This window comes from Helcobacillus massiliensis, from assembly GCF_033106145.1.
Taxonomy (GTDB): domain Bacteria; phylum Actinomycetota; class Actinomycetes; order Actinomycetales; family Dermabacteraceae; genus Helcobacillus; species Helcobacillus massiliensis.
Genome location: NZ_CP136959.1, coordinates 2080490 through 2106781, shown reverse-complemented (window position 1 = coordinate 2106781; position 26292 = coordinate 2080490). Strand labels below are relative to the sequence as shown.

At 70.9% G+C, this 26292-nt stretch carries 28 protein-coding genes; 18 read left to right on the top strand and 10 right to left on the bottom strand.

Translation table 11 applies throughout. The annotated features are described in order from the left end of the window. Nucleotides 1-44: 44 nt before the first annotated feature. The 5 genes from paaE to paaA all read right to left on the bottom strand — a co-directional run bounded on the left by paaE (nt 45) and on the right by paaA (nt 4058). Nucleotides 45-1253 (bottom strand): 1,2-phenylacetyl-CoA epoxidase subunit PaaE, encoded by a 1209-nt coding sequence (gene paaE, locus R3I40_RS09645; RefSeq protein ID WP_285261847.1) that lies wholly within the window; start codon nt 1251-1253, stop codon nt 45-47. Continuing rightward, nucleotides 1253-1840 carry a 1,2-phenylacetyl-CoA epoxidase subunit PaaD gene (gene paaD / locus R3I40_RS09640; RefSeq protein WP_285261846.1) on the bottom strand — a complete coding sequence of 196 codons (588 nt, stop codon included), beginning with the start codon at nt 1838-1840 and terminating at the stop codon, nt 1253-1255. Before paaD ends, paaE begins: the two co-directional genes overlap by 1 nt. 9 nt (nt 1841-1849) lie before the next feature. Beyond that, on the bottom strand, nt 1850-2677 hold the full coding sequence (gene paaC, locus R3I40_RS09635; RefSeq protein WP_183377008.1) for a 1,2-phenylacetyl-CoA epoxidase subunit PaaC: 828 nt from the start codon (nt 2675-2677) through the stop codon (nt 1850-1852). Nucleotides 2678-2679: 2 nt separating this feature from the next. Continuing rightward, nucleotides 2680-2946: a 1,2-phenylacetyl-CoA epoxidase subunit PaaB gene (gene paaB, locus R3I40_RS09630; protein WP_239376425.1), complete on the bottom strand. Its 267-nt coding sequence runs from the start codon at nt 2944-2946 to the stop codon at nt 2680-2682. A gap of 89 nt (nt 2947-3035) precedes the next feature. Next, nucleotides 3036-4058, bottom strand: a complete 1023-nt coding sequence (gene paaA, locus R3I40_RS09625) for a 1,2-phenylacetyl-CoA epoxidase subunit PaaA (protein WP_183376989.1) — start codon at nt 4056-4058, stop codon at nt 3036-3038. A 277-nt stretch (nt 4059-4335) separates the two neighbouring features. Between paaA and R3I40_RS09620 the strand changes: the two genes are divergently transcribed. From R3I40_RS09620 to R3I40_RS09600, 5 genes are all read left to right on the top strand, one after another. Next, a complete protein-coding gene (locus tag R3I40_RS09620) occupies nt 4336-4791 on the top strand; it encodes a hotdog fold thioesterase (protein WP_183376988.1) in 456 nt (151 codons plus the stop codon). A 113-nt stretch (nt 4792-4904) separates the two neighbouring features. Continuing rightward, entirely contained in the window at nt 4905-6260 is a 1356-nt protein-coding gene (paaK, locus tag R3I40_RS09615; protein WP_183376987.1) for a phenylacetate--CoA ligase PaaK, read from the top strand. Nucleotides 6261-6394: 134 nt separating this feature from the next. Beyond that, entirely contained in the window at nt 6395-6802 is a 408-nt protein-coding gene (locus R3I40_RS09610) for an ArsR/SmtB family transcription factor (RefSeq protein WP_183376986.1), read from the top strand. Between the two features lie 28 nt (nt 6803-6830). Beyond that, nucleotides 6831-7289 (top strand): arsenate-mycothiol transferase ArsC, encoded by a 459-nt coding sequence (locus tag R3I40_RS09605; protein ID WP_183376985.1) that lies wholly within the window; start codon nt 6831-6833, stop codon nt 7287-7289. Next, nucleotides 7289-8581, top strand: a complete 1293-nt coding sequence (locus tag R3I40_RS09600) for an arsenic transporter (RefSeq protein WP_183376984.1) — start codon at nt 7289-7291, stop codon at nt 8579-8581. The genes R3I40_RS09605 and R3I40_RS09600 overlap by 1 nt, the downstream gene beginning before the upstream one ends. Nucleotides 8582-8606: 25 nt before the next feature. Here the strand turns inward: R3I40_RS09600 and pdxH are convergent, their stop codons facing one another. Further along, complete coding sequence (gene pdxH, locus R3I40_RS09595) at nt 8607-9320, bottom strand: pyridoxamine 5'-phosphate oxidase (RefSeq protein ID WP_239376415.1); 714 nt, start codon at nt 9318-9320, stop codon at nt 8607-8609. 67 nt (nt 9321-9387) lie between these two features. On the opposite strand from pdxH, the gene R3I40_RS09590 reads away from it, so the two are divergent. Continuing rightward, on the top strand, nt 9388-10146 hold the full coding sequence (locus tag R3I40_RS09590; protein ID WP_183376982.1) for a class I SAM-dependent methyltransferase: 759 nt from the start codon (nt 9388-9390) through the stop codon (nt 10144-10146). 31 nt (nt 10147-10177) lie between these two features. Here the strand turns inward: R3I40_RS09590 and R3I40_RS09585 are convergent, their stop codons facing one another. Beyond that, entirely contained in the window at nt 10178-11623 is a 1446-nt protein-coding gene (locus R3I40_RS09585) for a glycoside hydrolase family 15 protein (protein ID WP_239376417.1), read from the bottom strand. Between the two features lie 203 nt (nt 11624-11826). Between R3I40_RS09585 and R3I40_RS09580 the strand changes: the two genes are divergently transcribed. From R3I40_RS09580 to R3I40_RS09540, 9 genes are all read left to right on the top strand, one after another. Continuing rightward, entirely contained in the window at nt 11827-13050 is a 1224-nt protein-coding gene (locus R3I40_RS09580) for an acetyl-CoA C-acetyltransferase (RefSeq protein WP_285261845.1), read from the top strand. 1 nt (nt 13051) lies between these two features. After that, entirely contained in the window at nt 13052-14356 is a 1305-nt protein-coding gene (locus R3I40_RS09575) for an acyl-CoA dehydrogenase family protein (protein ID WP_285261844.1), read from the top strand. A gap of 128 nt (nt 14357-14484) precedes the next feature. Next, nucleotides 14485-14712 carry a type II toxin-antitoxin system Phd/YefM family antitoxin gene (locus R3I40_RS09570; protein ID WP_239376895.1) on the top strand — a complete coding sequence of 76 codons (228 nt, stop codon included), beginning with the start codon at nt 14485-14487 and terminating at the stop codon, nt 14710-14712. Next, the gene (locus R3I40_RS09565) at nt 14709-15104 is read left to right on the top strand and encodes a type II toxin-antitoxin system VapC family toxin (protein WP_317699962.1); all 396 of its coding nucleotides are present in this window, start codon (nt 14709-14711) and stop codon (nt 15102-15104) included. The genes R3I40_RS09570 and R3I40_RS09565 overlap by 4 nt, the downstream gene beginning before the upstream one ends. 73 nt (nt 15105-15177) lie before the next feature. After that, nucleotides 15178-15594, top strand: a complete 417-nt coding sequence (locus R3I40_RS09560) for a TOBE domain-containing protein (protein ID WP_183376976.1) — start codon at nt 15178-15180, stop codon at nt 15592-15594. Then, on the top strand, nt 15591-16382 hold the full coding sequence (gene modA / locus R3I40_RS09555; protein ID WP_259923970.1) for a molybdate ABC transporter substrate-binding protein: 792 nt from the start codon (nt 15591-15593) through the stop codon (nt 16380-16382). The genes R3I40_RS09560 and modA overlap by 4 nt, the downstream gene beginning before the upstream one ends. Next, complete coding sequence (locus R3I40_RS09550; RefSeq protein WP_285261842.1) at nt 16379-17161, top strand: ABC transporter permease; 783 nt, start codon at nt 16379-16381, stop codon at nt 17159-17161. The genes modA and R3I40_RS09550 overlap by 4 nt, the downstream gene beginning before the upstream one ends. After that, nucleotides 17154-18050, top strand: a complete 897-nt coding sequence (locus R3I40_RS09545; RefSeq protein ID WP_285261841.1) for an ATP-binding cassette domain-containing protein — start codon at nt 17154-17156, stop codon at nt 18048-18050. The genes R3I40_RS09550 and R3I40_RS09545 overlap by 8 nt, the downstream gene beginning before the upstream one ends. An 82-nt stretch (nt 18051-18132) precedes the next feature. Further along, nucleotides 18133-20250: a 3-hydroxyacyl-CoA dehydrogenase NAD-binding domain-containing protein gene (locus tag R3I40_RS09540; protein ID WP_259923966.1), complete on the top strand. Its 2118-nt coding sequence runs from the start codon at nt 18133-18135 to the stop codon at nt 20248-20250. A 219-nt stretch (nt 20251-20469) separates the two neighbouring features. Here R3I40_RS09540 and R3I40_RS09535 read toward each other — a convergent pair whose 3' ends face one another. From R3I40_RS09535 to R3I40_RS09525, 3 genes are all read right to left on the bottom strand, one after another. Continuing rightward, nucleotides 20470-21687, bottom strand: a complete 1218-nt coding sequence (locus tag R3I40_RS09535) for an asparaginase (protein WP_285261840.1) — start codon at nt 21685-21687, stop codon at nt 20470-20472. Further along, a complete protein-coding gene (locus R3I40_RS09530; RefSeq protein WP_285261839.1) occupies nt 21684-22919 on the bottom strand; it encodes a methyltransferase domain-containing protein in 1236 nt (411 codons plus the stop codon). Before R3I40_RS09530 ends, R3I40_RS09535 begins: the two co-directional genes overlap by 4 nt. Nucleotides 22920-22980: 61 nt before the next feature. Then, nucleotides 22981-23529 carry a hypothetical protein gene (locus R3I40_RS09525; RefSeq protein WP_285261838.1) on the bottom strand — a complete coding sequence of 183 codons (549 nt, stop codon included), beginning with the start codon at nt 23527-23529 and terminating at the stop codon, nt 22981-22983. An 89-nt stretch (nt 23530-23618) separates the two neighbouring features. Here R3I40_RS09525 and R3I40_RS09520 point away from each other — a divergent pair, with 89 nt between their 5' ends. The 3 genes from R3I40_RS09520 (at nt 23619) to R3I40_RS09510 (ending at nt 26186) form a co-directional block, all read left to right on the top strand. After that, nucleotides 23619-24428 (top strand): hypothetical protein, encoded by an 810-nt coding sequence (locus R3I40_RS09520; RefSeq protein WP_285261837.1) that lies wholly within the window; start codon nt 23619-23621, stop codon nt 24426-24428. Nucleotides 24429-25029: 601 nt separating this feature from the next. Further along, nucleotides 25030-25425: a glycosyltransferase family protein gene (locus tag R3I40_RS09515; RefSeq protein ID WP_285261836.1), complete on the top strand. Its 396-nt coding sequence runs from the start codon at nt 25030-25032 to the stop codon at nt 25423-25425. 116 nt (nt 25426-25541) lie between these two features. Next, nucleotides 25542-26186 (top strand): hypothetical protein, encoded by a 645-nt coding sequence (locus R3I40_RS09510; protein ID WP_285261835.1) that lies wholly within the window; start codon nt 25542-25544, stop codon nt 26184-26186. The last annotated feature ends 106 nt before the right edge of the window (nt 26187-26292 follow it).

Here is a 26292-nt window from a genome sequence, read left to right as displayed (position 1 = left end):
CGGATCGGTGGAGCGGGCGTGGGGTGGGCGCGCGGTGGGGCCGGTCAGGCGTCGTAGTCGACGATGAGCGAATCGGATGTGGGGCGCGACTGGCAGGTGAGGACGTACCCGGCCTCGACGTCGTCCGCTTCGAGCGCGAAGTTCTCCGCCATGTCCACGGTTCCCTCCACGACCTTCGCGCGGCACGTGCCGCAGACGCCGCCGGCGCACGCGAACGGCACTTCGGAGCGGGCCCGCAGCGCCGCGTTGAGCACGGTTTCGCGGGAGCCGCGCGGGGTCTTCACCTCACTGGACAGGCCGTCCAGCTGGAAGCGGATCTGGATGTTGTCGCCGGATTCGTCCACCACAACGGGTGGGGCGCCGCGCTGCCCGCCGGAGTTCTCACCGGTGGTGAACAGCTCGAAGCGGACATCGTCGCTGTTCACGCCGCGGGCGTCGAGCTCGTCGCGGATCAGTTGGACGAGCTCCATCGGCCCGCACAGGAACCATTCGTCCACTATCGACGGTTCCACAATCGTGTCGAGCAGGAGGCGCATCTTGTCAGCGTCGATCCGGCCGGAGTGCATGGGGGAGACCCGCTGCTCCCGCGACAGCACATGGTGGATCGCGAGCCGCTGCGGGCAGCGGTCCTTGAGGTCCGCGAGCTCGTCCACGAACATCACGTCGCCGGCGGAGCGGTTGGCGTAGATGAGGTCCACGAATGTGCCGTCGATCTGCAGCAGGGAGGTGATGATCGCGATCATCGGGGTGATGCCGGATCCGGCGGCGGCGCACACGAAGCGGGCGCCGCCGGTTCGCTCCACCTCGGCGCGGATCTCCTCGGGGTCGTTGAGGGAGGTGAGGCGGTGCTGCGCGATGAACGCGCCCTGCGGGCTCATCACCTGCATCTGGTCACCGCTTCGGAGGTTGTCGTTCGCCCAATTGGAGAAGAGGCCGCCCTGGTCGCGTTTGATCGCGATGGACAGCGACCCGGGGGTGGGCGGCCGGCAGATCGAGTAGGAGCGGCGCACCTCCTCGCCGTCCATGTCCATCCGCAGCGCCACGTACTGTCCGGGCGCGTAGTCGAACTGCCCGGCGAGCTCATCGGGGACGGCGAACGTCACCTCGATCGACTGGTCGGTGAGGGGGCGGACCTCCGCAATGGTCAGCGTGTGGAACTGTGCGCGGCGGCGGGCGGCGCGCACGGGGGCGGCGTCAGTGCCGGTCGAGGCGGGGCCGACGGGTGCGGGGCTGTCGGGGCTGGGAGCGGTCATCAGTGCACCTTGAAGTAGTCGAACGGTTCGTGGCAGTCGGAGCATTGGTACAGCGCTTTGCACGCCGTGGATGCGAAGCGGCTCAGCTCCCGGGTCCGCAGGGACCGGCAGCGCGGGCACGGCACGCTGAGGCTCACCGGGATGGGGCCTTTGGGGCCGACGGGTGCCGACCCCGTCGGCGGGGCGATCCCGTACTCGCGGAGCTTCTCCTTCCCCTCGTCGCTCATCCAGTCGGTGGTCCAGGCGGGGGAGAGGGTGAGCTCCACGCGGGTCCTCTCGAACCCGGCCGTGGTGAGGGCGCGGTGGACGTCGGCGGTGATGGCGCCCATAGCCGGGCACCCGGAATAGGTGGGGGTGATGGTGACGAGGGCGGTGCCGTCGGCCAGGAGTTCAGCGCGGCGCAGCACCCCCAGGTCCGCGATGCTGAGAACGGGGACTTCGGGATCCATGACGGTGGCAGCGGCGTCCCAGACGGCGGCGTCGCGCGCATCGGCGGGGCGGCGCCCGTCGGCGCGCTGAGCTCCGTCAGCGTGTGGGGCGCCGTCGCTGCGCTGGGCTCCGTCGGTGCGCATGCTCTCCTCACCCATCACGGCTCCTCACCAGGTGGCGCCGGGGTGCTGGCGGGCGAGGGACTGCATCTCGGCGAGCAGGAAGCCGAGCGCCTCGCGGTGTTCGCCGCGTCGGCCGCCCGTGCGGGCCTGCTTCACCTCCGGCACCTCCAGTTCCGCTTCCGCCAGCACCACTTCCAGGCGCTCCATCACGGGAGCGCGCAGTGTGGAGGGGCGCACGGCGATGCCCTCGAGATCGTCATGCAGCGGCTCGTCCTCGAACAGTTCGTCCAGGTACGGCCACACGTCCCGCAGGCCGGCGCGCATCCGTCCGGCCGATTCCTCGGTGCCGATGCCGAGGCGCAGAGTCCACTGCACCGCATGGTCGAGGTGGTAGTCGACCTCCTTCACCGCCTTTGCGGCGATCGCGGCGAGGGTCTCATCGGCCGAGTCCACGAGGCGTGAGTACAGCTCGTAGAAGTAGGCGGACATGATGAGGTTCTTCGCGACCGTGCGGCCGAAGTCGCCGTTGTCCACTTCGACGATCTGCGCGCACCGGAACTCCTCCTCGGTGCGGAAGTACGCGAGGTCGTCCTCGGACCTGTCCCACGCGGTGCCGGCGTAGGTGAGGAGCATGCGGGCATGACCGAGGGTGTCCAGGGCGATGTTGCCCAGCGCAATGTCCTCTTCGATCTCGGGGGCGCGGGAGATCCACCAGGAGAGGCGCTGCGCAAGGATCAGAGCGTCGTCGCCCAGGCGCAGCGCGTACTCAGCGGTCCGCTCCGGTGCGGTGACGCCGGAGTCCAGCAGCTTCTCGGCGGTGAGGGCGCTGCCGGCGCTGATGATGGTGGCGGAGTCCTGGCCCACGCTGCCCATGCTCACAGGTGCTTCACCCCTTCGCTCTTCGTGTAATAGGTGGCGTGGCGGTACTCCTTGCCCTTGGCGGATTCGAAGAACGCATCCCGACGGTCCGGGTCCGAGGCGGACACCTCCGCTGTGGGCACCACCCACACGGACACGCCCTCGTTGCGGCGGGTGTACAGGTCGCGGCCGTTGCGCAGCGCCATCTGCGCATCGGGGGCGTGCAGCGACCCGGCGTGCACGTGCGAGAGGCCGCGCGAGGGGCGCACGAACACCTCCCACATCGGCCACTGGTGCCGGCCCGCGGGGGCGCCGCCGGTCGCGCTCTCGGACTGCTGGCCGACGGGTGCCTGCGCTGGTGTGTTCTCGCTGGTCATCGCTGCTCGCTTCCTGCTGGTGCGGTGTCGGTGTCGGCGCGGGCGGCGCGCTCCTGCATCTTCCGGGCGTACTCGGCAGCGGCCTCCCGCACCCATTCGCCGTTCTCGTGGGCGTCGATGCGGTGCTGCAGGCGCTGCTGATTGCACGGCCCGTGGCCTTTGATGACGCCGAAGAACTCGTCCCAGTCGAGCTCGCCGTAGTCGTAGTGGCCGCGCTCCTCATTCCACGCCAGGTCAGGGTCCGGCAGGGTGAGGCCGAGCGCTTCGGCCTGCGGCACGATCATGTCCACGAAGCGCTGGCGCAGTTCGTCGTTGGAGAAGCGCTTGATCTTCCAGTCCATCGACTGCTGCGAGTTCGGCGACTGGTCATCGGGTGGGCCGAACATCTGCAGCGCTGGGCCGTAGAACCGGTTCACGGCGTCCTGCGCCATCTGCTTCTGCTTCGGGGTGCCGTGGCTGAGGGTGTAGAGGATCTCCCATCCCTGCCGCTGGTGGAACGATTCCTCCTTGCAGATGCGCACCATCGACCGGCCGTACGGGCCGTACGACGCGCGGCACAGCGGCACCTGGTTGCAGATCGCGGCGCCGTCCACCAGCCAGCCGATCGCGCCCATGTCCGCCCAGGACCTGGCCGGGTAGTTGAAGATCGAGGAGTACTTCGCGCGGCCGCTCATCAGCTGCTCGAACATCTCATCGCGTGGGGTGCCGAGGGTCTCCGCAGCGGAGTACAGATAGAGCCCGTGACCGGCTTCGTCCTGCACCTTCGCCATCAGGATCGCCTTGCGCTTCAACGAGGGCGCCCGCGTGATCCAGTTGCCCTCCGGCTGCATGCCGATGATCTCCGAGTGGGCGTGCTGGGACATCTGTCGCACGAGGGTGCGGCGGTAGTCCTCCGGCATCCAGTCGGTGGGTTCGATGCGCTGATCGGCGGCGATGAGCGCGTCGAACCGCTCCTGCAGCTGCTCGGCGGTGAGCTCGTCGGCGCTGCTGGCTGCGCGGGGGTCGTGGGTGGTGGTCATGGTGTCCTCCTGGGTGGGTCGGCATCGGCGCCGAATTCCTGACCTGTCGTTCAGTATTGGCGGATTCGCGGACGGGTGTCAACTGGGTCACAGGGAGGGTTCGCGCCGCGTCACAGGAAGGGTTCGTGCCGCGTCATAGGGGGTGATTGACGATGCGTGCACGGGGTCTGCATCTGCGCGCACGCGCCCCGAAACCGCCCCGTGTGACCGTGAGCACATGAAACAGTGCTCGTGCATTACCTGAACACTCATTCAGTAAATGGAAGGGGTCGCCCGGATGACGAACCCGTCGGACCCGCAGGCGCTCGCGGGCCACCACCCCATGCTGGAGAACGACTTCGCCTCCCAATGGATGGGGGTCGAGGTGGTGCGCGCCGACTACGGCGATGCGCTCGTGCGGATGCGCCTGCGCCGCGAGATGCTCAACGGCCACGGCACCGCGCACGGCGGCATGATCTTCGCCTTCGCCGACACCGCCTTCGCCATCGCCTGCAATGACGCCGCCGACCTCGACAGCGTCACCGTCGCCTCCGGCGTGGACATCAACTTCCTGCGCCCCGCCACCGACGGGCAGGTCCTCACCGCCCACGCCGTCGCCCAGCACGAGGGCCGCTCCGGCATCTACGACGTCACCGTCACCGCCCAGGACCCCGGGGCCGACGGGTCCGGCAGCGGCCCCAGCACCGTTGTGGCGCTGTTCCGGGGTCGCTCACGCACCGTCCCCCGACGCTGAGCCCTGACACTCCGGCCCCCGCTGGCCCTCCGACCGAATGATCCGATCCACCGCCCACCCGCAGCCGAAGCACCGACGGACACCGCCGGCCCTTCAACGATGAAAGGCACACCATGACCAACGTGCACACCGCCGCCGAACCCCTCGTCACCACCACCAACGACGGCCTCGACGAACGCGAAACCTGGAGCCGCGACAGGCTCGAGGAGTTCCAGCTGGAGAAGCTGAAGTGGAGCGTCCGCCACGCCTACGAGAACGCCCCGATGTACCGGGAGAAGTTCGATGACGCCGGCGTCCACCCGGACGACATCCGCGAGATGAGTGACCTCGCGAAGTTCCCCTTCACCACCAAGGAGGACCTCCGCCGCGCCTACCCGTTCGGCATGTTCGCCAAGCCGCTCAGCGAGATCCCCCGCATCCACGCCTCCTCCGGCACCACCGGCCGGCCGACGGTCGTCGGCTACACCCACAACGACCTCGACGCGTGGGCGACCGTGGTGGCGCGCTCCATGCGCCTGTCCGGTGTCCGCCCCGGCGATATGGTCCACAACGCCTACGGGTACGGCCTGTTCACCGGCGGACTCGGTGCCCACGCCGGTGCCGAGAAGCTCGGCTGCACCGTCATCCCCATGTCCGGCGGCCAGACCGACCGCCAGGTCCAGGTGATCCGCGACTTCAAGCCCCGCGTCATCTGCTGCACCCCCAGCTACCTGCTGACCGTGATGGATGCGATGCGGGACATGGGCCTCGACCCGGCCGATTCCTCCCTGGAGATCGCCATCCTCGGTGCGGAGCCGTGGACCGAGCCGATGCGCCAGGAGATCGAGAAGGGCCTCGGACTGAAGGCCACCGACATCTACGGCCTGTCGGAGGTGACCGGGCCCGGCGTGTCCGGTGAATCCGTCGACCACCAGCAGGGCTCCACCGTGTGGGAGGACTACTTCTACCCCGAGATCGTCGACCCCGATGACCTCTCCCGCACCATGCCCGACGGGGAGCAGGGCGAGCTGGTGTTCACCACCCTGCAGAAGGAAGCGCTGCCGATCATCCGGTACCGCACCAAGGACCTGTCCGTTCTGCTTCCGGGCGACGCCCGGCCTGCGTTCCGACGGATGCAGAAGATCACCGGCCGCACGGACGACATGATCATCCTGCGGGGCGTGAACCTGTTCCCCACCCAGATCGAGGAGATCGCGGTGGAGATCGAGCACCTCACCCCGCACTTCATCCTCGAGCTGCACCGCAAGGGCCGCATGGACTCCCTGACCGTGAAGATCGAGTCCGTGCCCGGCGTTCCCCAGGAGGACATCACGGGTGCGGCGCAGCTGCTGCGGCGCCTGATCAAGAACCGCATCGGCTCCACGGTGGATGTGGAGACGGTGGAGCCGGGCACGCTGCCGCGTTCGCAGGGCAAGTACAAGCGCGTATACGACTACCGCATGGACGAAGCGGACCTCACCCGCAGTTGATCTGCAGGGATCTGGAGGGTGCGCGGAGCGCGTTAGCGGAGGACTGGGCTCCGAGGTGAGTTGCTCCGCGCACCTGCGCTTCTTGCATCAGCGCAGATTTGTCACATCAATGCCTGCTTATGGATAATAGTGGCATGGTTGACTCACCCGTGCCACAGTTGCAGGACGCTGGGAACGCGCCGCGCGAGCAGGCGCAGCAGCTGCTCCCGGTGATGCGGGCTCTGGCGGACGAGAATCGACTCACGCTCCTGCTGACCCTCGCGGACGGACCTGCGTCCAACAAAGATCTGCAGGACTCCACCGGACTCAGCCAGGCGCTGGTCAGCCACCACATAGCAGCGCTGCGTGACGCCGGCATGATCACCGTCAGCGCCCAGGGGCGCTCCAACGTGTACTCGATCTGCTGCGAACAGCTCGCCACGCCCGTGCATTCGCTGGCGCACCTGGCATCCCTCATCCCTGAGGCGACTGAGGCGTGCTGTCTCACGCCGTCTGACCCCATCGGTACAGACATGCGCAGCAGCGCCGAACCGACTGCGTGAACTGCCGCCATCTCCGAAAGGCCCCTCGATGACGAATACTCCCAGCAGCCCCGCCAGCACCCCCACTCTCCTGTTCATCTGCACCCGCAACGGAGGCAAGTCCCAGATGGCAGCGGCCCTCGCGGCCAAGCACGGCGGTGACACCGTCGAGGTCCACTCCGCCGGCACGAACCCGGGCACCTCGATCAATGAGGAATCGGCCGCTGCGATCGCTGAAGTCGGCGCCGACATGTCCCAGGGGACCCCCACCGCCATCGACCCCGACCTGCTGTGCCGCGCCGACCGCGTCATCGTGCTCGGCAGTGAAGCACAGGTGGAGCCCGTGGACGGCATGCGTGCCGAGATCGACACCTGGATCACCGATGAGCCCAGCGCACGCGGCATCGAGGGGATGGAGCGGATGCGCCTGGTGCGCGATGACATCGACGGACGGGTCCGCGAGCTCCTCGACGGGCTGAAGAGCGAGAAGACAAGGACCGTCCGCTGATGACGCTTGTCGCCCTCGGGATCTTCGCCGCCACCCTCACCCTCGTCATCTGGCAGCCGAAGGGATTCCCCATCGGCTATTCCGCCCTCATCGGCGCGGTTCTTGCTCTCGCCACCACCGTCGTGGGTCTGTCGGACGTCCCCGAAGTCGTCGGGATCGTCTGGAACGCCACCCTCGCGTTCGTCGCGATCGTCCTCATCTCCCTGCTGCTGGACGAAGCCGGGTTCTTCGAATGGGCCGCGCTGCACGTGGCCCGCTGGGGCCGGGGCAGCGGGCGCCTGCTGTTCGTTCTGATCATCGCTCTCGGAGCCGTTGTAGCGGCGGTGTTCGCAAATGATGGCGCCGCGCTCATCCTCACACCGATCGTCATCGGCATTCTCCGCGCCCTGAGGATCGACGGGCGTGCTGCCCTCGGCTACGTCATGGCGACGGGGTTCATCGCCGACACCGGGTCACTGCCGCTGGTCGTCTCGAACCTCGTGAACATCGTCTCGGCCGATTTCTTCGGCATCTCCTTCGCTCGCTACGCCACCGTGATGGTGCCCATCGGCATAGTGTCCGTGCTCGCCTCGCTCGCGGTCCTGCTGCTTTACTTCGGTCGTTCCATCCCGAAGACGTACAGCGTCGAGGCGCTGCCGAACCCGTCGGCCGCCGTGAAGGACCCCCTGACCTTCAGAGCCGGCTGGGGTGTTCTCGCTCTGCTGCTCGTCGGCTACTTCGCCGCGGATCCCCTCGGCATCCCGCTGTCCGTGATCGCTGGGATCGGCACGCTGGTCCTTATTGCGGTGGCGTCGAAGAACAAGGTGGTGCCGGTGTGGGAGTCGATCAAAGGTGCGCCGTGGCAGATCGTGCTGTTCTCCATCGGCATGTACCTGGTGGTCTTCGGCCTGAAGAACCAGGGGCTCACCGACCAGCTCGCGCGTCTGTTCTCGTTCTTCGGCGACCATGGTGTGCTCGTCACCGCTCTCGGCGTGGGGATCGTGGTCGCGTTCCTCGCCTCGGCGATGAACAACATGCCCACGGTGCTGATCGCCGCGCTCGCCATCGCCGGTGCGGGCGCCACCGGGCTCACGCACGAAGCGATGGTGTACGCCAACGTGATCGGCTCGGACCTCGGTCCGAAGATCACCCCGATCGGATCGCTCGCCACGCTGCTGTGGCTGCACGTGCTGGACAAGAAGGGGATCCACATCGGCTGGGGCCGCTACTTCACCACCGGCATCGTGTTGACCCTGCCCGTCCTCGCCGTCACCCTCGCGGCGCTCGCGGGCTGGCTGATGATCGTCGGCTGACTCGGGACCCGGGGGCGGCCTGAGCTCAGGGCGCGAGGCGCGTCACGGTCCATTCGCTGCGGGCGGAGGGGCTGGCCGGGCTGGCGCCGTCGGTGTCAGGGCCGACGGGTTCGAACACGAGGCGGTCATGGAGGCGGTCGCCGCCGCCCTGCCAGAACTCGAAGCGGTGCGCCGTGACGGCGTACCCGCCCCAATGCGGCGGGCGGGGCACGGTGTCCTCGCCGTCGAAGCGGGCGGCGGCCTCCTCGTTGCGGCGGTTCAGCTCCTCGCGGTCGGTGATCGTCTGCGACTGTGGTGACGCCCAGGCGCCGATCTGGGCTCCGCGGGGCCGCACGTCGTGGTAGGCGTCGGATTCGGCGCCGGGCAGCTTCGCGGCGGTGCCTTCGATGCGGATCTGGCGCTGCAGTGGGAACCAGGTGAAGTTGATGGCGACGCGGTCGTTCTCCGCGATTTCGCGGCCCTTGGCGGACTCGTAGTTGGTGAAGAACAGGAACCGGCCGTCCTCGTGGCCCTTCAGCAGCACGGTGCGCGAGTGCGGCTGGCCGGTGGTGCGGTCCGCGGTGGCGACCACCATGGCGTTGGGTTCGGGCAGGTCGTCCTTCTCGTCGCGGCGGGTGATGGCGTCCTGCATCCAGCGGTCGAACAGGGCGTGCGGGTCGCGGCCGGCGTCCGCTTCGGTGAGGGTGCCTTCGTGGTAGTCGATGCGTTCGCGTCGGAGGTCGGGGGCGGATCCGGTCATGGTGGTGCTCCTTCGTCGCAGCGGCTGTTCACGGCCATTATCCCGCCGTTCCCGCTAGCCTGCACTCATGATGAGCGCCGCCGAGGAATGGAATGCCCGCTACAGCGAACGCGACGCCCTGTGGACCGGAAACGTCAACCCCACCCTGGGCGCGGCGGTCACCGCGATCGGCATGCAGCCGGGCCGCGCCCTCGACCTCGGCTGCGGGGAGGGCGGCGACGCCCTCTGGCTCGCCCGCGCCGGGTGGAGAGTCACCGGCGTGGACATCTCGACCGTCGCCGTGGACCGCGCCACCGCCCGCGCCGAGCAGGAGGGCCTGACGGCGGGAGCCGACGGGGCACACCCCGGTGGCAGCGCCCGCTTCCTCGCCCGCGACCTCGAGGCCTGGGAGGGTCCCGCAGGGGAAGGGACCGACGGGTTCGGGGTCGACGGGTTCCGGGCCGACGGCGGCCGCGCCGATGCCGGCGGCTACGGCCTGATCACCGCGAGCTTCTTCCAGTCCTTCGCCGGACTCGACCGTGAGAGCGTGCTGCGCCGCGCCGCGACGTGGCTGGCGCCGGGCGGTGCGCTGGTGATGCTGTCCCACGGCTCGCACCCGTCGTGGAAGGAGAGCGAGCACAAGGCGGGGCACGAGCATGCTGAGGGTGAGCCGCGGTCCTTCCACGAGATCCGCCCCGAACACGAACGCGCGCTCTTCGCGGATCTCATCGCTACCGGCGACTACAGCATCGAGCGCTCCGAGGTGGTGGTGCGGGAGGTGACCGGACCCGACGGTCAGACCGGCACCATCGACGACACCCTCACCGTGCTGCGCCGCCTGCGCTGACGCACGCACTGACCCGTCGCGGGCGGCTGTCCTACGCGTCCGCAGCGCGTGCGGGCTCCGAGCGCCGCGCGGCGTCCAGCTGCGTCAGCGTCGCGACGATCAGCGAGGCGCTCCACGCCAGCGGTGCCACTGCCGCGGGGGTGCCGTCGGACAGCACCTTCTCCGGGATCGCGCCCGCCGCGGTGCGGTGCTCCGCAAGCCACCGCAGCACGGCGCGCGACTCCTTCTCCATCCCGAGGTGTGCGTACGCCTGCGCGAACATCGCCGTCTGCGGGGTCCACGAGATGCCGTCCTTCTTCCACCCGGCGCCGGGCGCAACACCGCCTGCGGGGCGGCGCATCTTCTCGTACGCCGCGAGCGCCGCGTCGATCACCTGCGGGTTGCTGTCCGCCACGTCGCGCGGCAGGTACGGCGGCAGCAGCATGAGCACACCGGCGTCCACGCCGCCCCCGAGGGCGTACCGCTGGTATCCGCGCCGACGGAACCGGGCGAGGAGAGCCGCCGTCGTCCCATCACGACGCTGGGCCAGCATGTCCGCAGTCAGAGGCGCGGAGGATGTCACCGAGCCGCGGGTCAGCACCGGCACTGTCCCTGCGCCGGCGAGGTCGTCGGCGGTGAGGACACCGGCACTGACCAGGCGCGATGCCGCATGCAGACCAGCCGCGGTCATCGCCCCCGTGGCGAGGGTGAGGCGACGCTCGGACACCTCCCAGTAGTCCGGGCTCGGGGGCGGCAGCAGGCTCCGTCGGCCAGTGGCGCGCATCAGAGCGGCAGCCGACCGCGCCAGCGCCGCTCGCAGCTCCCGCGGCGCATCCACCCGGCCGCGGGGCTTCTCGGCGGCGGGCCCGGCGAGCGCGGGCTCATCGGCGAGGAGGTCGGCGGCGGCCCACAGGAACCAGCCGCAGCCGTCGAGCTGCAGCGGCCGGGCATCGGGGGCGCGGTTCGTGCCGGGGATGCAGCGGGCTTCGAACCGGCCGTCGGGCCGCTGCTGGGCCGCGAGGGTCTCCAGCAGGGCGAGCGCCCACGGCCACTGCCCCCGCCCGGTGAGTGCGGCGATGACGTGCGCGGTGTCGCGCGGCCACGTGTACCGCCAGGCCGGCGTCCACGCCGCCACCGGTGACGGCAGCTCCCACGTGAGCGAGTGGATGTCGAGGAGGGCCTGGGTGTCGAGGTCACGGGGGAGGGCCGACGGGGTCCGCAGCACCGGCAGCTGGGTCTGCGCGAGGAACCCCTCCGTGGCGGCGACGAGGTCGTCGGCCCGCTCGGCGGTGCGCATGACGCGGGTGGAGGGGATGAGGTCGTCCATGTCGCGGCGGTGCAGGAGGCGGCGGCCGGTGCCGTCGAACACGACGGCTTCGGAGAGGAGGTCGGAGCGGGCCCAGCGGGATTGGCGGGTCGCGCCGGCGAGGCCGAGCAGACCGAGCGCGGCGGCGGCGCCGGTGCCGACGGAGCGCAGCAGCAGGCGGCGGTTCGGCATGGGCTCCTCCATGGGTGCGGGTCTCCGGTCGGGTCGGGCTGATCGGTGGTGGGCTGGTTCATTGTCCAGGAAACATCGGGCGGGTGCACCCGTCGGACCGCGGATTCGGCTGTTCCGGTGGCGCGCTCGCGGCGGGTGCGCCACAATGGACCCCGGTACATAGAACCGTGAGTACCACATACATGAGAAGGCAGGAGGCACAGGTGCCCACCCCCGTCATCGTCGCCGCCACGCGCACCCCCATCGGCCGCGCCCGCAAGGGCTCCCTGAAGGACCTGCGCCCCGACGACCTCGCCGCGCACATCATCACCGCGGCCCTCGAGAAGGTCCCCGCGCTCGATGTCGCCGACATCGAGGACCTGCAGCTCGGCTGCGCCATCCCCGAAGGCCATCAGGGCGGCAACCTCGCCCGCACCGTCGCCATCCTTGCTGGCCTCGACCACGTCCCCGGCGCCACCGTCACCCGCTTCTGCGCCTCCAGCCTCGAGGCCACCCGCAACGCCGCCAACGCCATAACCGCAGGCCAGGCCGAGGTCGTCATCGCCGCCGGCGTCGAATCCCTCTCCATCGGCGCCGGGGCCCGCATCATCGACGACGACGTCCGCAACCCGATCTTCCGCGACGCGTGGGAGCGCACCGAGAAGCGCGCCCAGAGCGCCCCCGGCCAGATGCCGTGGCGGGACCCGCGCGAGACCGGCGACCTGCCCGACCCGTACATCGCGATGGGGCTGACCGCGGAGAACGTCGCCGAGCACTGCGGCATCTCCCGCGAGGACCAGGACGCGTGGGCGGTCATGTCGCAGAACCGCGCCGAACAGGCGCAGAAGTCCGGGTTCTTCGCCCGCGAGATCACCCCCGTCACGCTGCCCGACGGCACCGTCATCGACACGGACGACAGCCCCCGCCACGGCGCCACCCTGGAGGCGACCGGCGCGCTCGACCCCGTGTTCCGCCCCGGCGGCACCGTCACCGCCGGCAACGCCTGCCCCATCAACGACGGCGCCGCCGCCCTCATCCTCATGAGCGAGGAGAAGGCGCGCGAGCTCGGCCTGACCCCGCTCGCGCGCATCGTCACCAGCGCCGTCACCGGCCTCAGCCCCGAGATCATGGGACTCGGCCCCATCGACTCCACCCGCCGCGCCCTCACCCAGGCCGGCCTCACCATGGAGGACATCGACCTGGTGGAGCTCAACGAAGCGTTCGCCGCGCAGGTCCTCGCCTCCCAGCGCGAACTCGGCATCCCGGACGACAAGCTCAACGTCCACGGCGGCGCCATCGCCCTCGGCCACCCCTGGGGCATGACCGGCGCCCGCCTCATCACCACCCTCATCAACGGCCTCGAGGAGAGGGACGGCCGCTACGGCCTCGCCACTCTCTGCGTGGGCGGCGGCCAGGGCATGGCCGTCATCATCGAAAGGATCCGCTGACATGACCCCTGCCCCCGCCACCCCAGGCCCCGTCGGCCGCGACAGCGCCCCCGCCGGCCCAGCCGCCACCACCCCTCCGACGGGTTCCGCTGGCCGCCCCCTCCCCGCGGCCGACGGGTACCCCCTCAGCCCCGTCACCGACTACTACGGCCTGTTCGCCGGCGTGCAGGGGGAGGACCTCGAAGCGTGGCAGGCCGCGCACGCCCTGACCGAGCCGATCCTCGCGCGCATCAACGAGGCGTGGGAGGCCGCCGAATACCCGATGGACCTGGTGCGGCTCCTCGCCGACTCCGACCTCCTCACCGACGGCCTCGACATCCCCGGCCACCGGCGGCTCTCCCCCCTGGGTGCGGGCCTCGTGACGATGGAGATGTCCCGCATCGACGGCTCCATGGGCACGGTCGTCGGCGTGCAGGCAGGGCTCTGCGCCCGCTCCATCGCCCTGCTCGGGTCCCAGCAGCAGAAGGAGCAGTGGCTGCCCGCGCTCGCCTCCGCCGAGAAGCTCGGCGCATTCGCCCTCACCGAACCGGACCACGGCTCCGACTCCGTCGCCCTCGAGACCGTGGCGCGCCGCGAGGGCAACGACTGGGTCATCACCGGGGAGAAGAAGTGGATCGGCAACGGCGCGAACTGCGACGTCTCCGTGGTGTGGGCCCGCGTGGACGATGAGACCGATGAGAAGCTGCACGGGCAGGTGTCCGGCTTCATCGTGGAGCAGCACCTCGACGGGTACAGCGCCGACGTCATCGACGGGAAGCTGTCCCTGCGCGCCATCCACCAGGCTCACATCCGCATGGACGGTGTGCGAGTCCCCCTCGATGCGCGTCTGCCGGAGGCCCGCTCCTTCAAGGACACCGGCCGCGTCCTTGCCGCGACCCGCGCGGGTGTGGCCTGGGGCGCGCTCGGGCACGCCATCGCCTGCTTCGAGATCGCCGCCCAATATGCGAAGGACCGCACCCAGTTCGGCAGGCCGCTCGCGAAGTCCCAGCATGTGCAGGTGCGGCTCGCGGACATGCTGCAGACCCTCGTGGGGGCGCAGCTGCACTGCTTCCGCGTGGCTCAGCTCGATGAGGCGGGCACGCTGACACCGGTGCAGGCGTCCATGGCGAAGGTGCACTGCACCCGCGCCGCCCGGTCCGTCGCCGCGGAGGCGCGCGACCTGCTCGGCGGGGTGGGGATCCTGCTGGAGAACCACGTGATCCGGCACATGGCCGACATCGAAGCGCTTCACACCTATGAGGGCACCGACACGATCCAGTCGCTGCTCGTGGGCCGTGAGATCGCCGGAGTGAGCGCGTTCGCGTAGGCCAGCGTGCTCGCGTGGCCCAGGGCGTTCGCGTGGCTCCGGGAGGGGCTCCATGTGTCGTGCCCTTCACTGCGAACAGCCCTGACCTGAACCTTGACCAACTCAGTTGGTCAAGGAATCATGGTGGCATGACTGTGTACAACATTGCGGAAGCCAAAGCGCAGCTGTCAGCGCTCGTGGCTCGAGCGGAGGCCGGTGAGTCGGTTGTGATCGCACGAGCGCATCGACCCCGAGCCGTCCTTGTCCCGGTGGCGAGCGGCGACACGCGAAGCTTTGGTCAGCTTGAGGGGCTCATTTCCGTGAGCGACGATTTCGACGCACCCATGGATGAGTCCGAGGCTGCTCTGTGGGAGTGACGTATCTTCTCGACACCCATATGCTTCTCTGGCTGCTCGGTTCCCCGGGGCGTGTGAAGGCTGAGCTCCGCGAGGAGCTCCAGAAGGCGGAGAACCGGCTTGTGGTGTCCGCGGCCTCCGCGTTCGAGATCGCCCAAAAAACGCGAGTGGGAAAACTCGCCGGTGAACCGGTCCTGCAGTCGTGGAGTCAGCTCCTCCAGGAGGCTCGGATCCTCGAGATTCCTCTGACGGGCGAGGACATGATCCTCGCGGGAGCCCTTTCGTGGGATCACCGGGACCCCTTTGACCGCATGATCGTCTCCCATGCGATACGGCATCGAGCCCAGCTCGTGACGGCGGACCGGGTTGTCCTCTCGGCTGGTCTCGTGCGAACCGTCTTCGCGGAGGCCTGACGCGGTGGCGTATCCGCCAACGCGGACTCCGGCCCCACGTTGACTCCGCAGATGCGGTGTAGACTGCGGAGTTATGACGCAGATTCGGATATCCCGTGCAGCCGCTCTGCTCGGCGTCAGCGACGACACCGTGCGCCGCTGGATCGACCAGGGCCGCCTCAGCGCTGCCAAGGACAGCGCCGGGGTGAAGGTCGTGGACGGCGCTGACCTCGCACGCCTCGCCAGTGACACCGCGGAGTCCGCCGCCGCCAGCGCAGGCGCGCTCGACGACCGCGCCGGCACCCGATCGGCCCGGAATCGCTTCACCGGCCTCGTCGTGGCGCTGCGCCGCGGCGACGTGCTCAGCCAGGTGGAGCTGCAGGCCGGGCCGTTCCACGTCGTCTCCGTCATCACCACGGACGCTGTTGACCAGCTCGGCCTCGACGTCGGCTCCGTCGCCTCCGCCCTGGTGAAGTCCACCGATGTTCAGATCGAAAAGGCCCTCCTGTGACTCTCCGCCCCGCTCATCCCGCCCTCCCCATCCGCGCAGCTGCTGCCCTCGCCGCCACCGCCGCCCTCGCCCTCACCGCCTGCGGATCCGCCGGCGGGTCCAGCGCCGACGGCTCCGGTGCGTCCGACGGCGCCCAGCCCGTCACCGTGTTCGCCGCCGCATCCCTGACCGCCCCGTTCGAGGAGTTCGCCGACTCCACCGCCGTGCAGGAGTCCTTCTCGTTCGACGGCTCCTCCGGGCTCGTCGAGCAGATCAAGCAGGGCGCCCCCGCGGACGTCCTCGTCACCGCGGACGAGCGCACCATGCGCGCCGCCGAGAAGGCCGGCCTCCTCGATGGGGAGCCGCAGCAGATCGCCACGAACGAGCTCGTGCTCGTCACCCCCGCGGACAACCCCGCCGGCATCACCGGCTTCGATGACTCCCTGAACGGCACCCGCCTCGTGGTGTGCGAGAAGTCCGTGCCGTGCGGAGCCACCTCCCTGAAGGTCGCGGACACCGCCGGCCTCGACCTCAAGCCCGTGTCCGAGGAGACCGCCGTGACGAACGTGCTCGGCGCCGTCACCAGCGGCGAAGCCGACGCCGGCCTGGTGTACCGCACCGACGCCAAGAACGCCGGAGACACGGTGAAGACCTTCCCGATCCCCGCCGCGAGCGAGCACCCCACCACCTATTGGGTCGCGGTGACGGCGGAGGCGAAGAACCCGTCGGCCGCCCGTGCGTTCATCTCGGACCTCACCGGTGAGAAGGGGCAGAACCTCCTGCGCTCCTACGGGTTCGGCGTCCAGTGACCCGGCCGCCGGCGTGGGCGTGGGCGCCGTTCGCCCTCGCCCTCGGCATCCTCGTGATCCCCCTGGCGGGTCTGCTCGCCACCGTGTCGTGGTCGCAGATCCCGGAACTGCTCGCCCGGCCCACCGCCCGTGACGCCCTCGGACTCAGCATCCGCACCTGCCTGGCCTCCACCGTCGTGGTGATGCTGCTCGGCATCCCCGCCGCGCACATCCTCGCCCGCTCCCGCGCCTGGTGGACGCCCTGGGCGCGCACCCTGGTGACCGTGCCGATGGTGCTGCCGCCCGTGGTGGCCGGTATGGCGCTGCTTGTGACCCTGGGCCGGCGCGGCCTCATCGGCGAGAAGCTCGACGCCTTCGGACTGCAGATCGGCTTCACCACCATCGCCGTCGTGATCGCGCAGGTGTTCGTGTCCCTGCCGTTCCTGATCGTGGCGCTGGAAGGGGCGATCCGCGCCTCGGACCGCCGGCTCGAGCGGGCCGCCGCCCTGCTCGGCGCCGGCCCCACCCGCACATTCCTCCAGGTCACGCTGCCGACCGTGCTGCCCGCCATCGCCTCCGGCACCGCCCTCGCATTCGCGCGGTCGCTCGGCGAATTCGGTGCCACCATCACCTTCGCGGGCTCCCTGCAGGGCGTGACGCGGACCGTGCCGCTGGAGATCTACCTGCTGCGCGAATCCGACTCCGAACTCTCCATGGCGCTCGCCGTGATCCTCCTCGGCGTCGCCGCGGTCGTGGTCGGCATCTCCATGCGGCTGCAGGTGAGGAGCAGCCATGACTGACTCCGTCGGCGCCGTGGATCCCGCCCGCCCCGACGGCGCCGCGGCCCCCGTCGGCCCCGCCGTCCACGTCCGCGCCCGCGTCCCCGACCGCGCCGTGGACCTCGACCTCGCCTGGCCCCTCGGCACCACGCTCGCGCTGATCGGCCCGAACGGAGCCGGCAAGACCACCACGATCGATGTCCTCGCCGGAACCCTCACCGGCCACGGCTCTACTGTCACCCTCGGCGACCGCGACCTCACCGACCTGCCGGCCCACCGCCGGCGCCTCGGCTGCCTCGAACAGCGCGCCCTGCTCTTCCCCCACATGAGCGTGCTGGCGAACGTGGAGTTCGGCATGCGGGCCCACGGCGTGCGCCGGCCGCGCGCCCGGGCCCGCGAGGAGCTGGAGGCCGTCGGCTGCGGTGACCTCGCCGGCCGCCGGCCGCACCAGGTCTCCGGCGGCCAGGCGCAGCGCATCGCCCTGGCCCGAGCGCTGGCCACTGACCCCGACCTCGTCCTGCTCGACGAGCCCCTCGCCGCGCTCGACGCCGCCCTCGCCCCGGCGATGCGCCGCCTGCTGCGGGCCCGCCTCGCCGGCACCACAGCGCTGCTCGTCACCCACGATGTGCTGGACGTGCTCGCGCTCGCGGACCGCGTGGCCGTCATCGAAGGCGGCCGTCTGGTCGCGGAGGGGCCGACGGATGCCGTACTGGCGTCGGCGCAGACGCCGTTCGTGGAGGACTTCGTCGGCACCGATCGGGCAGACGACGCGGAGGATTCCGTGACGCTCAGCCGCTCCCGCTTCGAGGAGCTCCTGCGGGCAGCGGGGGAGCGCGGCGAGGGCCAGCAGGGGAGCGCGTCGTCGAGGGGCAGCGGCGAGCGCGGCGCAGGGGAGGGCGGCACGGGGTAGCGGCGGTCCAGCCTCATGCGCCACACTGGTACCTGCAACCGGGAGTACCGGATACCTGTGAGCGCCGAGGAGGACGCCGACAATGACGAACTACACCGAACAGGTCACCGCCTTCGACTACGAGGTCCGCGACCACGCGACGCTCGGCCCCGTCGGCGTGATCACCGCCCGCGCCGGCGGCCCCAAACCCGCCACGCTCGGCCGGCAGTCGGTGGACAACCTCGTCGAAGCCGTCGCCCAGGCCGTCGCCGCCGCCGGAAACGGCGACATCCGCGCCATCGCCATCACCGGCGAGGACCGCATCTTCCTCGCCGGCGCTGACCTCGCCATGTTCGCCGCCGGCACCGCCCCCGAGGTCATCCGCGATATGACGCGGAAGATGCACGGGCTGCAGGTGCTCCTGCGCACCGTGGACGTCCCCGTCCTCGCCCACATCAACGGCGCCGCTCTCGGCGGCGGCCTCGAAACCGCCCTGATGGCCTCGATCCGCACAGCCGGCCCCCAGGTGAAGGGCATCGGACTGCCCGAAACCAGCCTCGGCATCCTCCCCGGCTGGGGCGGCACCACCCTTCTGCCCGCCCTCATCGACCCCGAGGACGCCCTCACGATCATCGTGGACGAGCCCGCGAAGGACCGCACGATGGACGCGCAGACCGCCCTGGAGCGCGGCGTGGTCCACGCCCTCGTCGATGACCTCGACGCCGCTCTCGACTACGTCGCCGAGAACCCTGGTGTGTCCGGCGCCGTCGGCCCGGACAGCCGCAGCAGCGCCGCAGACTCCGCCGACGGCGCCGACCGCGCCGCAGATGCCGGCGACAGCGCCGCCGCGGCCGGTGCCGCCGCCGACCGCGCCGAACCACTCCCCGCCGCCGACTCGGACCGCGCGAAGGCCCTGGTGGAGGCGCTGAAGAAGCGGGAGAGGCTCGCCCGCGTCCGCGACGCCCAGGGCGCGCCCGCCACCCTGCGCGTGCTCACCCTCGTCACCCAGCTGCTCGACTCCACCCTCGAGGACGCCCTCGCCCGCGAAGCCGACGCGATCGTGGAGCTCGCGCAGACCCCCGCAGCCGAAGGCGCCCTCCATGCCGCTGAACTGCTCCGCCGCGGCAAGCCGTCCCGCACCCCGATCGAGGGCGCGAAGGACATCACGAAGGTGGGCGTGGCCGGCGCAGGCCTGATGGCCTCCCAGATCGCCGCGCAGCTCGCCCGCGGCCTGCGCGTCCCCGTCATCATGCGCGATCTCGACGACGCCATCGCCGCGAAGGGCCTCGCGAACGCCCAGCGCATCCTCACCGACGCCGGCGATGCGGACGCCGCCGAGCTCCTCTCCGCCACCACGGATCTCGAGGACCTGCGCGGCGCCGACCTCGTCCTCGAAGCCGTCCCCGAAGTCATGGGCATCAAGCAGTCCGTCTTCGCGGAACTCGAGGACGTCCTGGAGGCCGATGCCCTGCTCGTCACCAACACCTCGAGCCTCTCCGTCACCGAGATGTCCTCGAAGCTCGACCACCCCGAGCGCGTGGTGGGCCTGCACTTCTTCAACCCCGTTGCGAAGATGCCGCTCGTGGAGGTCATCCACACCGACGCCACCGACGAGACCACCCTCGCCACCGGCCGCGAAGTGGTCCGACGGATGCGGAAGTTCGCCGTGGACTCCGCCGACGCCCCCGGATTCATCGTCAACCGCCTCCTGTTCCGCATGCTCGGCACGGTGCTGTCCGCGATCGACGCGGGCGCCCCCGCCCAGAAGGTCGATGAGTCCCTCGACGCACTCGGCCTGCCGATGCGTCCCCTCACCCTGCTGGACATGGTGGGCCTCGCCGTGGCCGACCACGTTGGCCAGGTGATGGTGGACAAGGAGGGCCCCGAACGGTTCCACGCCTCGCGCGGCCTGCACGCCATGGCGGAGGCGGGGGAGCGGTTCACGGAGGAGGGTCACCGCCCGCCCGCACCCGTGCGCGCCGAGGTGGACGAGGTCTTCGCCCGCGCCAATGAGGGCGAGCCGGACCAGCCGCGGCCGAAGACCGGTGACCGGCTCCTCGAGGAGGTCGAGAAGGGCCTCGCGGACGAGATCACCCGCATGGTCGACGAGGGCGTGGTGCAGCGGATCGAGGACATCGACCTCGCGCTCATCCTCGGCGCTGGCTTCCCGCGGCACCGCGGCGGCATCAGCACCTACCTGCGGCAGCGCGGCCTCCTCTGACGCGGCTGGGTCGGTGTGCCCACCCACTCACGTCACCGCGCGCATCGGTGGGCGCATAGCGGCGCACCAGCTCCATAGACGGAACGGTGTGCCGCTATGCGCCAATGCTCGCGGTCGCCGGCACCCGTCGGCCGGGAGGTACGAGCGCCGGCGGCGGGGCGCGGCGGGGCACCGCGGGGCGCGGTGGCCGGGCGGCGTGGGCCGACGGGGCCCCGGGGGTTACTCGTAGCTGAAGACGTCGAACGCTGCGCGCAGATCGGCGAGGGTGGGCAGGCCAGCCGGTGCTGCCGGCGCCGGCGGGCCCGCGGGTGCTGCCGGCGCCGACGGGCCCGCGGGTGCTGCCGGCGCCGACGGGCCCTGTGCGGCGTCGGCGAGGAGCATCTGCAGCAGCAGGCGCGCCTTGTGGGCGCTCAGCGCTCCCGCCATGACGGCACCGGCATCCATCAGATCGACCTCGCTGCCGGGGTAGGCGTAGTGGTAGGTGGAGGTGCCGCCCTCCGGGATGCGCGTGGACACCACCACGGGCACGCCTGCGCTGATCAGCGACCGGATCGGGTCCATGTGGCCGGCGGGGACGTGCCCCATCCCGGCGGCGTTGATGACGACCCCGGCCAGCGGCCGCGCGGGCCCCGCCAGCGGTTGCGCCGCCCCTGCCATCGGCTGCGCGGACCCTGCCCCGGGGCCGTCGTCGGCGCCCATGGGGCCGGCGCCGACGCTCGCCGCGATCAGGTCGAGCATCGTCGTGTCGTCACCGAGGCCCGTTCCGATGATCGGCACACTCGGCAGCGCCTCCGGCAGGTCCCGCGCCGCCGTGCCGGCGAGCAGGCGCAGCGGGGCATCCGTCGGCCGGTACACCAGCCGCACATCGTCCGCGTGGACCACGCCGATGGGACCGGAGGGGACCGAGTCGAAGGCGGTGACGCTGCGGGAACTGGTCTTGGTGACGCGGTCGCCGAGGTGCAGGTGGGAGTCGAACACGGTGAGGACGCCGAGGCCGCGTGCGGAGGCCGCGGTGGCGGTCAGGACCGCGTCACGGAGGTTGGCGGGCCCGTCGGCACCGGCGGCGTTCGCCGGCCGCATCGCACCGGTGATGACCAGGGGCTCCTCGTGCGTCCACAGGCGTGACAGGAGGAACGCGGTCTCCTCGAGGGTGTCGGTTCCGTGGGTGAGGACGACCCCGTCGGCCCCCGCGCCCACGGCGTCCTCAGCGGCGATGAGGGCGGCGCGCACGTGCTCGAACCGCAGCGACGGCGAGCCCACGTTCGCGACCTGCACGCGGGTGACCTCCACGCCCGGCACCGGGGAGTCGGCGGCGGGGGAGCCGGCGGGGCCGACGGGTGCGGGCGTGCCGGGGGCGGCGTGCTCGCCGGGCGCTGCCTGCTCCATGGCGATGGTGCCGCCGAGGGCGATGATCGTGACGCGGCGCTGCGCTGTCATGCGCGCTTCTCCTTCCGTGTCAGCTGCACGACGACTTCGGCGTGCGGCGTGTGGGGGAACATGTCGACGACCCTACCGCGCACCAGACGCAGCGACGGCATCGCGGCGAGATCGCGGGCGAGGCTCGCCGGGCTGCAGGACGAATAGATGACGTGGGGGATCGGCGCGGACTCCAGGTAGGCGGTGAGGTCGGGGCCGAGCCCGCGGCGCGGCGGGTTCACCACCGCGAGGTCGGGGAGGGCCGACGGGTCCTGCTCGCGCGCCCACGCCGTCGCGTCCGCGACATGGAAGCCGGTGCTGTCGGTGAGGCCGAGGGCCTCGGCGGTGGCGCGGGCGGAGTCGATCGCGTCGGCGGAGATCTCCACGCCGGTGACGACGGCGCCGCGCTGCGCCAGATGGAGGGCGAACCCGCCGACGCCGCAGTACAGGTCCCACGCCCGCAGGCCCGCCCCTCCGTTCGGGCCGCTGTTCTCGTCGACGAGCTCGGCGGCCCAGTCGCCGACCTGGCGGTACAGCTGCGCGGCAACGTCCGTGTTCGTCTGCGTGAACGACTGCGGCAGCACCCGCAGCGGCACATCCCCCACCGGCATCGTGATGGCGCGCTGCTCGGTCAGTGGGATCTCCTCGTCGCCTTCGAGGCGGGCCACATGCTCCGGGTGGATGTTCGCGCTGACCACGACGGCGCGCGGATCGAGCTTGTCGAGGTGCTCGCGCAGCCGGCCGAGAGCGGAATCGCTGCGCAGGACGAAGCGGACGAGCGCCTGATCCTCCGCGGCGGTGACGAGAACGAACTTCACCTCGCCGCGCCGGCGCGCCACCGAGTAGGGCGGGATCTGGGCGCGGCGGATCACCTCGCGGGCGGAGGCGAGGACGTCGTGGATGATCGGCGGGTACAGCGGGCAGTCCGCGAGGTCCACGGGAGCGGCTGCGCCGGCGGGCGCGGGAGCGGCGGAGACCGAGGGGGCGGGGGAGTGGCCGACGGGCTCCTCAGCCCCCGGCAGAGTCAGGATCGGGTCCGCGGCGGTGCCGGCGACCACCATCTTCGCCTTCGTCCGGAAACCGGCCGGCGCCGAGGCGATCGGCGGCAGCCAGCACCCGTCGGTCCCCGCGCCGAACGGCTCCAGCAGGCCCCTGACCTGGGAGTCCCTGTCCTGCAGCTGCGCGGGGTACGGCTGGGGGAGGAGGGTGCAGGAGCGGCATTCACCGCGGTCGAAGTGGGCGCAGAGCGTCATGGCGGATCAGCGGCGGCGCGGCGCCGGGCCGGGGAGGGGGCGGGCTGGCGCGACGCCCGAGTCACTGCACAACATCGAGCGCGGCACTGTCGTCGCACACGGACGTCACCGAGTAGCGGTGCTCGCCGATCTCGAACTGGTCGCCGATGTTCGCCGGCTCCATCTTCTGCGGCCCGTCGCCGAGGTCGATCGTGAACTGCGCGGCCTTCACATGCTCGCCGTCCACCGCGCCCTCGAACGCGAACTTCACCGTGTCCTCGCCGTCCTTCATCGCGGGCTCGGGCTCCTTGCCCTGCGCGATCGTGACGGCGCCTTCGCCGGTGCAGGCGTCGGTCAGGCCCTCGGAGGCTCGGGCGGAGGAATCGATCCGGGGCACCCCGCTGCCGGCCGTGTTCTCGGCACCGCCGGCGTCCGAGGCGGCGCCGTCCTTCAGCTCGGACGACTGGGACTCCTTCATCCGCACCTCAGCACCCGGGTTGCCGCCGCCGTTGGCGTCCGACGAGCAGGCCGCACCGGTCACGAGCACACCCGCGGCGAGAGCAGCGGCCGCCACGGCGCGCAGAGGGCGGGGGCGGCGTGCCAGGGTGGGGGCGGAGGAGCGGTCGGACATGGGGCCTCCAGCGGGCAGATCGGGGTGACGGGCAGTGGTGTGACGGCGCCAGTGCACCGATCAGGGTAGCGCACCGGTACCGTGGAGCCATGACCTCCCGACCCCGCCAGCCGCGCCAGCATCCCGGCAGTCCCGGCGCGCCCTCTCCCGCCCAGCTCGCGGGCCGACGGAGGCAGGCCGCTGAAGTGCGGCCGGTCGACTACACGCAGATTCCCAGCCGAGAGGCGCAGCAGCGGGCCCGGGAGCAGCTCGAGGCGGGCGAGCAGAACCCGTCGGCCGCCCCGAAGCCGGGCCCGCGCAAGCCGCAGCGCTTCGAGCTAGTGCCGAACCCGTCGGCCGCACCCGACGATGCCGTCGTCACCCTCAATCCCTCCGACCCGCGGCCCTACACGCGGCCGCTGCGCGTGATCGAGCGGGAGATCCGGCTGCTGTCCGGGACGTCGCTCGCTGTGATCACGCACGACACGGTGGTGATGACCGTGGCCGATCCGGAGGAAGTGTGGACCGCGGACAACGGCGCGAGCGATCATTTCCTGCGCGGCCAGTGGACCGTGCAGGTGCGCCGTGCGGACAACCACGTGATCGCGGTGCTGCCGAGCCGATACGCGCTGAGCGTGCGGCCGGATGAGTTCGAAGCGGAAGCGCCGATCGACGTGAGCGGACCGTCGAACCGTCGGAAGAAGGGGACACGGCATCCCGCTGACCTGCGGGAACTGCGGCTGCGGCTGAAGGCGCACGGGTTCCGGGTCAGCACCTCCGGCCCGACGCACGGGAAGGTGACGCACCCGGACTTCCCGGGACTGTTCACGCCGTGGGCGTCGACGCCGTCTGACCGGCGGCACCCGCAGATGGTGACCGCGCAGGTCAAGCGCGTTTTCGGCATCGACATCCGCGGCTGAACCGGCGGAAAGCCGCCGGTGGGTCGGCCGAAATCCGCGGGTGAGCCGGCTGCTGGGTCGGGGGCGGGGCGCGATAGCCGCTGCGGGGGCGGTGCGCGGCGCGGCCGGACAAAATCTGGAGCAAAACGGCCCGTTGAGGGCCCCGCCAGAGCAATGATGCCGTTTTTGGTCGGAATGTGCACAGCCCTCGCCGCCACGGCCGGTTCCGGGGGCTGCGCCCGGGCCGGGACCGGGCGGTTAAAGAAGGGCCCGGGCTCGTCCCCACGAGCCCGGGCCATATCCCTTTCCCCCGCGTCACGGCTTTTCTGGATCAGTCCTCTCCTCAAACGACTGTCCGCTCGTAACGCGTTGAAACCATGAAAACCCATGGACCTTGGGCGGCGCTGATACTAGGCTCCCAATCTGCTGGGATTCGCGGCGGTTCCTGACAGCGCGCCCGTCGAACCTGAACAGACCCCCGCGAACCTGGACGCCAGCTTGGGAGAACGGCCTCCAGCACCACCCGGAATGTGAGGGACGCAACCGGTGATCGGCTTGTCGGATCGGGGCGAACCCGCCGCGTGAGCCGCGTGCGGCCGGTCCCCGCATGAGCGTGGAAGTCATGGCCACGACACATGCAGTGATTCTGGCGCGCGGCCTCGGCACCCGCATGCGCCGCGAGGACCCGTCGGCCGCCCTCACAGCCGGCCAGGCCGCGACCGCCGGCAGCGGTGTCACAGCGCTCATCGATGTGGGGCGGCCGTTGCTCGACTACGTCATCTCCGCACTCGCCGACGCCGGCGTCACCGACGTCTGCCTCATCATCGGCCCCGAGCACGACGCCCTGCGCGAGTACGTCCGCGCCACCAGCGGCGGCCGCTCGCTCGTGTGCGGCACCGACCTCGGTCTGACGATCCGCGCCACTGCGACCGGGCCCGCCGCGCCTGCTGAGCCGGCCGCGCCGACGGAGCCCTCGGAGCCGACCGTGCCGACCGAGCCCGCCGACCCCGGGGCGTGAATTTCTCGGAAATTCGGCACCCGTCGGCCGCGCCGCTGAGATGCCGCAGACCCCTGCCGGTATCGTGAGCGGTGCCGGCACGCCGCCCGGTCACTCCCGCGAGAGAGGGACTTCCCATGACGTACACCGAGCCCGCCCAGATGCTTGACCTCTCCGCCGCCCGCCCCGCCTTCGAGCGCCTCACCGCGTTCGTGAAGGCCGCTGGCGCCGCAGAGAATGCCTCCACCGATTCCTCCGCCGCCACCGACTCCGCGTCCGCTGCCGGCACCGTGCCCGGCGCCGGCCCTCAGCTGATCGACCCGAACGAGACCGCCGCTCAGATCCCGCCCGTCCTGCAGCCCCTGGTGGACGAGTTCGCCGGGATCCATCTGGACGACGACTTCGAGGTCAACCTCGTCATCGATGAGCGCACCGACCTCGGTCCGTACACCCTGCTCGGCGACACCGACGAGTACTACCCCCTGTTCGAGACCGCCGACGAAGCGATCATCGTGACCATCGCGGACAACGGCAACGCCGGCGGCGTCTGGTACATCGACGAGGAGCTCGGCCTGCACCTGCTCGGGACCTCTCTGCCCGCCTATCTCGAGACCGTGGGCAACGCGATCGCAGCGGTCGGCTCGGACTCCGGTGAGCGGGTGAAGATGCACCTGCTCAGCCACACCGTGTCGACCGTGAACGTGCTGAACACCGTGGAGGACCTCGACGCCCGCGTCCAGTTCAGCGAGGACGGCCAGCAGGCGACGATCGTCAAGGGCTGAGGCCGGCGCGGTTCTCCGCGCCCAGCTCATCTGATCGAGGGCGACTTTTTTGCGCTTTGACTGCGGTCATTTCGCAAAAAAAGTCGCTTTCGTTTCGCGCGCCCTC

Bases quoted from the DNA above. Each gene is read 5' to 3' on its own strand.
- paaE (WP_285261847.1), bottom strand. From the start codon at position 1,253: ATGACCGCTCCCAGCCCCGACAGCCCCGCACCCGTCGGCCCCGCCTCG.
- paaD (WP_285261846.1), bottom strand. From the start codon at position 1,840: ATGGGTGAGGAGAGCATGCGCACCGACGGAGCCCAGCGCAGCGACGGC.
- paaC (WP_183377008.1), bottom strand. From the start codon at position 2,677: ATGGGCAGCGTGGGCCAGGACTCCGCCACCATCATCAGCGCCGGCAGC.
- paaB (WP_239376425.1), bottom strand. From the start codon at position 2,946: ATGTGGGAGGTGTTCGTGCGCCCCTCGCGCGGCCTCTCGCACGTGCAC.
- paaA (WP_183376989.1), bottom strand. From the start codon at position 4,058: ATGACCACCACCCACGACCCCCGCGCAGCCAGCAGCGCCGACGAGCTC.
- R3I40_RS09620 (WP_183376988.1), top strand. From the start codon at position 4,336: ATGACGAACCCGTCGGACCCGCAGGCGCTCGCGGGCCACCACCCCATG.
- paaK (WP_183376987.1), top strand. From the start codon at position 4,905: ATGACCAACGTGCACACCGCCGCCGAACCCCTCGTCACCACCACCAAC.
- R3I40_RS09610 (WP_183376986.1), top strand. From the start codon at position 6,395: ATGGTTGACTCACCCGTGCCACAGTTGCAGGACGCTGGGAACGCGCCG.
- R3I40_RS09605 (WP_183376985.1), top strand. From the start codon at position 6,831: ATGACGAATACTCCCAGCAGCCCCGCCAGCACCCCCACTCTCCTGTTC.
- R3I40_RS09600 (WP_183376984.1), top strand. From the start codon at position 7,289: ATGACGCTTGTCGCCCTCGGGATCTTCGCCGCCACCCTCACCCTCGTC.
- pdxH (WP_239376415.1), bottom strand. From the start codon at position 9,320: ATGACCGGATCCGCCCCCGACCTCCGACGCGAACGCATCGACTACCAC.
- R3I40_RS09590 (WP_183376982.1), top strand. From the start codon at position 9,388: ATGATGAGCGCCGCCGAGGAATGGAATGCCCGCTACAGCGAACGCGAC.
- R3I40_RS09585 (WP_239376417.1), bottom strand. From the start codon at position 11,623: ATGCCGAACCGCCGCCTGCTGCTGCGCTCCGTCGGCACCGGCGCCGCC.
- R3I40_RS09575 (WP_285261844.1), top strand. From the start codon at position 13,052: ATGACCCCTGCCCCCGCCACCCCAGGCCCCGTCGGCCGCGACAGCGCC.
- R3I40_RS09570 (WP_239376895.1), top strand. From the start codon at position 14,485: ATGACTGTGTACAACATTGCGGAAGCCAAAGCGCAGCTGTCAGCGCTC.
- R3I40_RS09560 (WP_183376976.1), top strand. From the start codon at position 15,178: ATGACGCAGATTCGGATATCCCGTGCAGCCGCTCTGCTCGGCGTCAGC.
- R3I40_RS09545 (WP_285261841.1), top strand. From the start codon at position 17,154: ATGACTGACTCCGTCGGCGCCGTGGATCCCGCCCGCCCCGACGGCGCC.
- R3I40_RS09540 (WP_259923966.1), top strand. From the start codon at position 18,133: ATGACGAACTACACCGAACAGGTCACCGCCTTCGACTACGAGGTCCGC.
- R3I40_RS09535 (WP_285261840.1), bottom strand. From the start codon at position 21,687: ATGACAGCGCAGCGCCGCGTCACGATCATCGCCCTCGGCGGCACCATC.
- R3I40_RS09530 (WP_285261839.1), bottom strand. From the start codon at position 22,919: ATGACGCTCTGCGCCCACTTCGACCGCGGTGAATGCCGCTCCTGCACC.
- R3I40_RS09525 (WP_285261838.1), bottom strand. From the start codon at position 23,529: ATGTCCGACCGCTCCTCCGCCCCCACCCTGGCACGCCGCCCCCGCCCT.
- R3I40_RS09520 (WP_285261837.1), top strand. From the start codon at position 23,619: ATGACCTCCCGACCCCGCCAGCCGCGCCAGCATCCCGGCAGTCCCGGC.
- R3I40_RS09515 (WP_285261836.1), top strand. From the start codon at position 25,030: ATGGCCACGACACATGCAGTGATTCTGGCGCGCGGCCTCGGCACCCGC.
- R3I40_RS09510 (WP_285261835.1), top strand. From the start codon at position 25,542: ATGACGTACACCGAGCCCGCCCAGATGCTTGACCTCTCCGCCGCCCGC.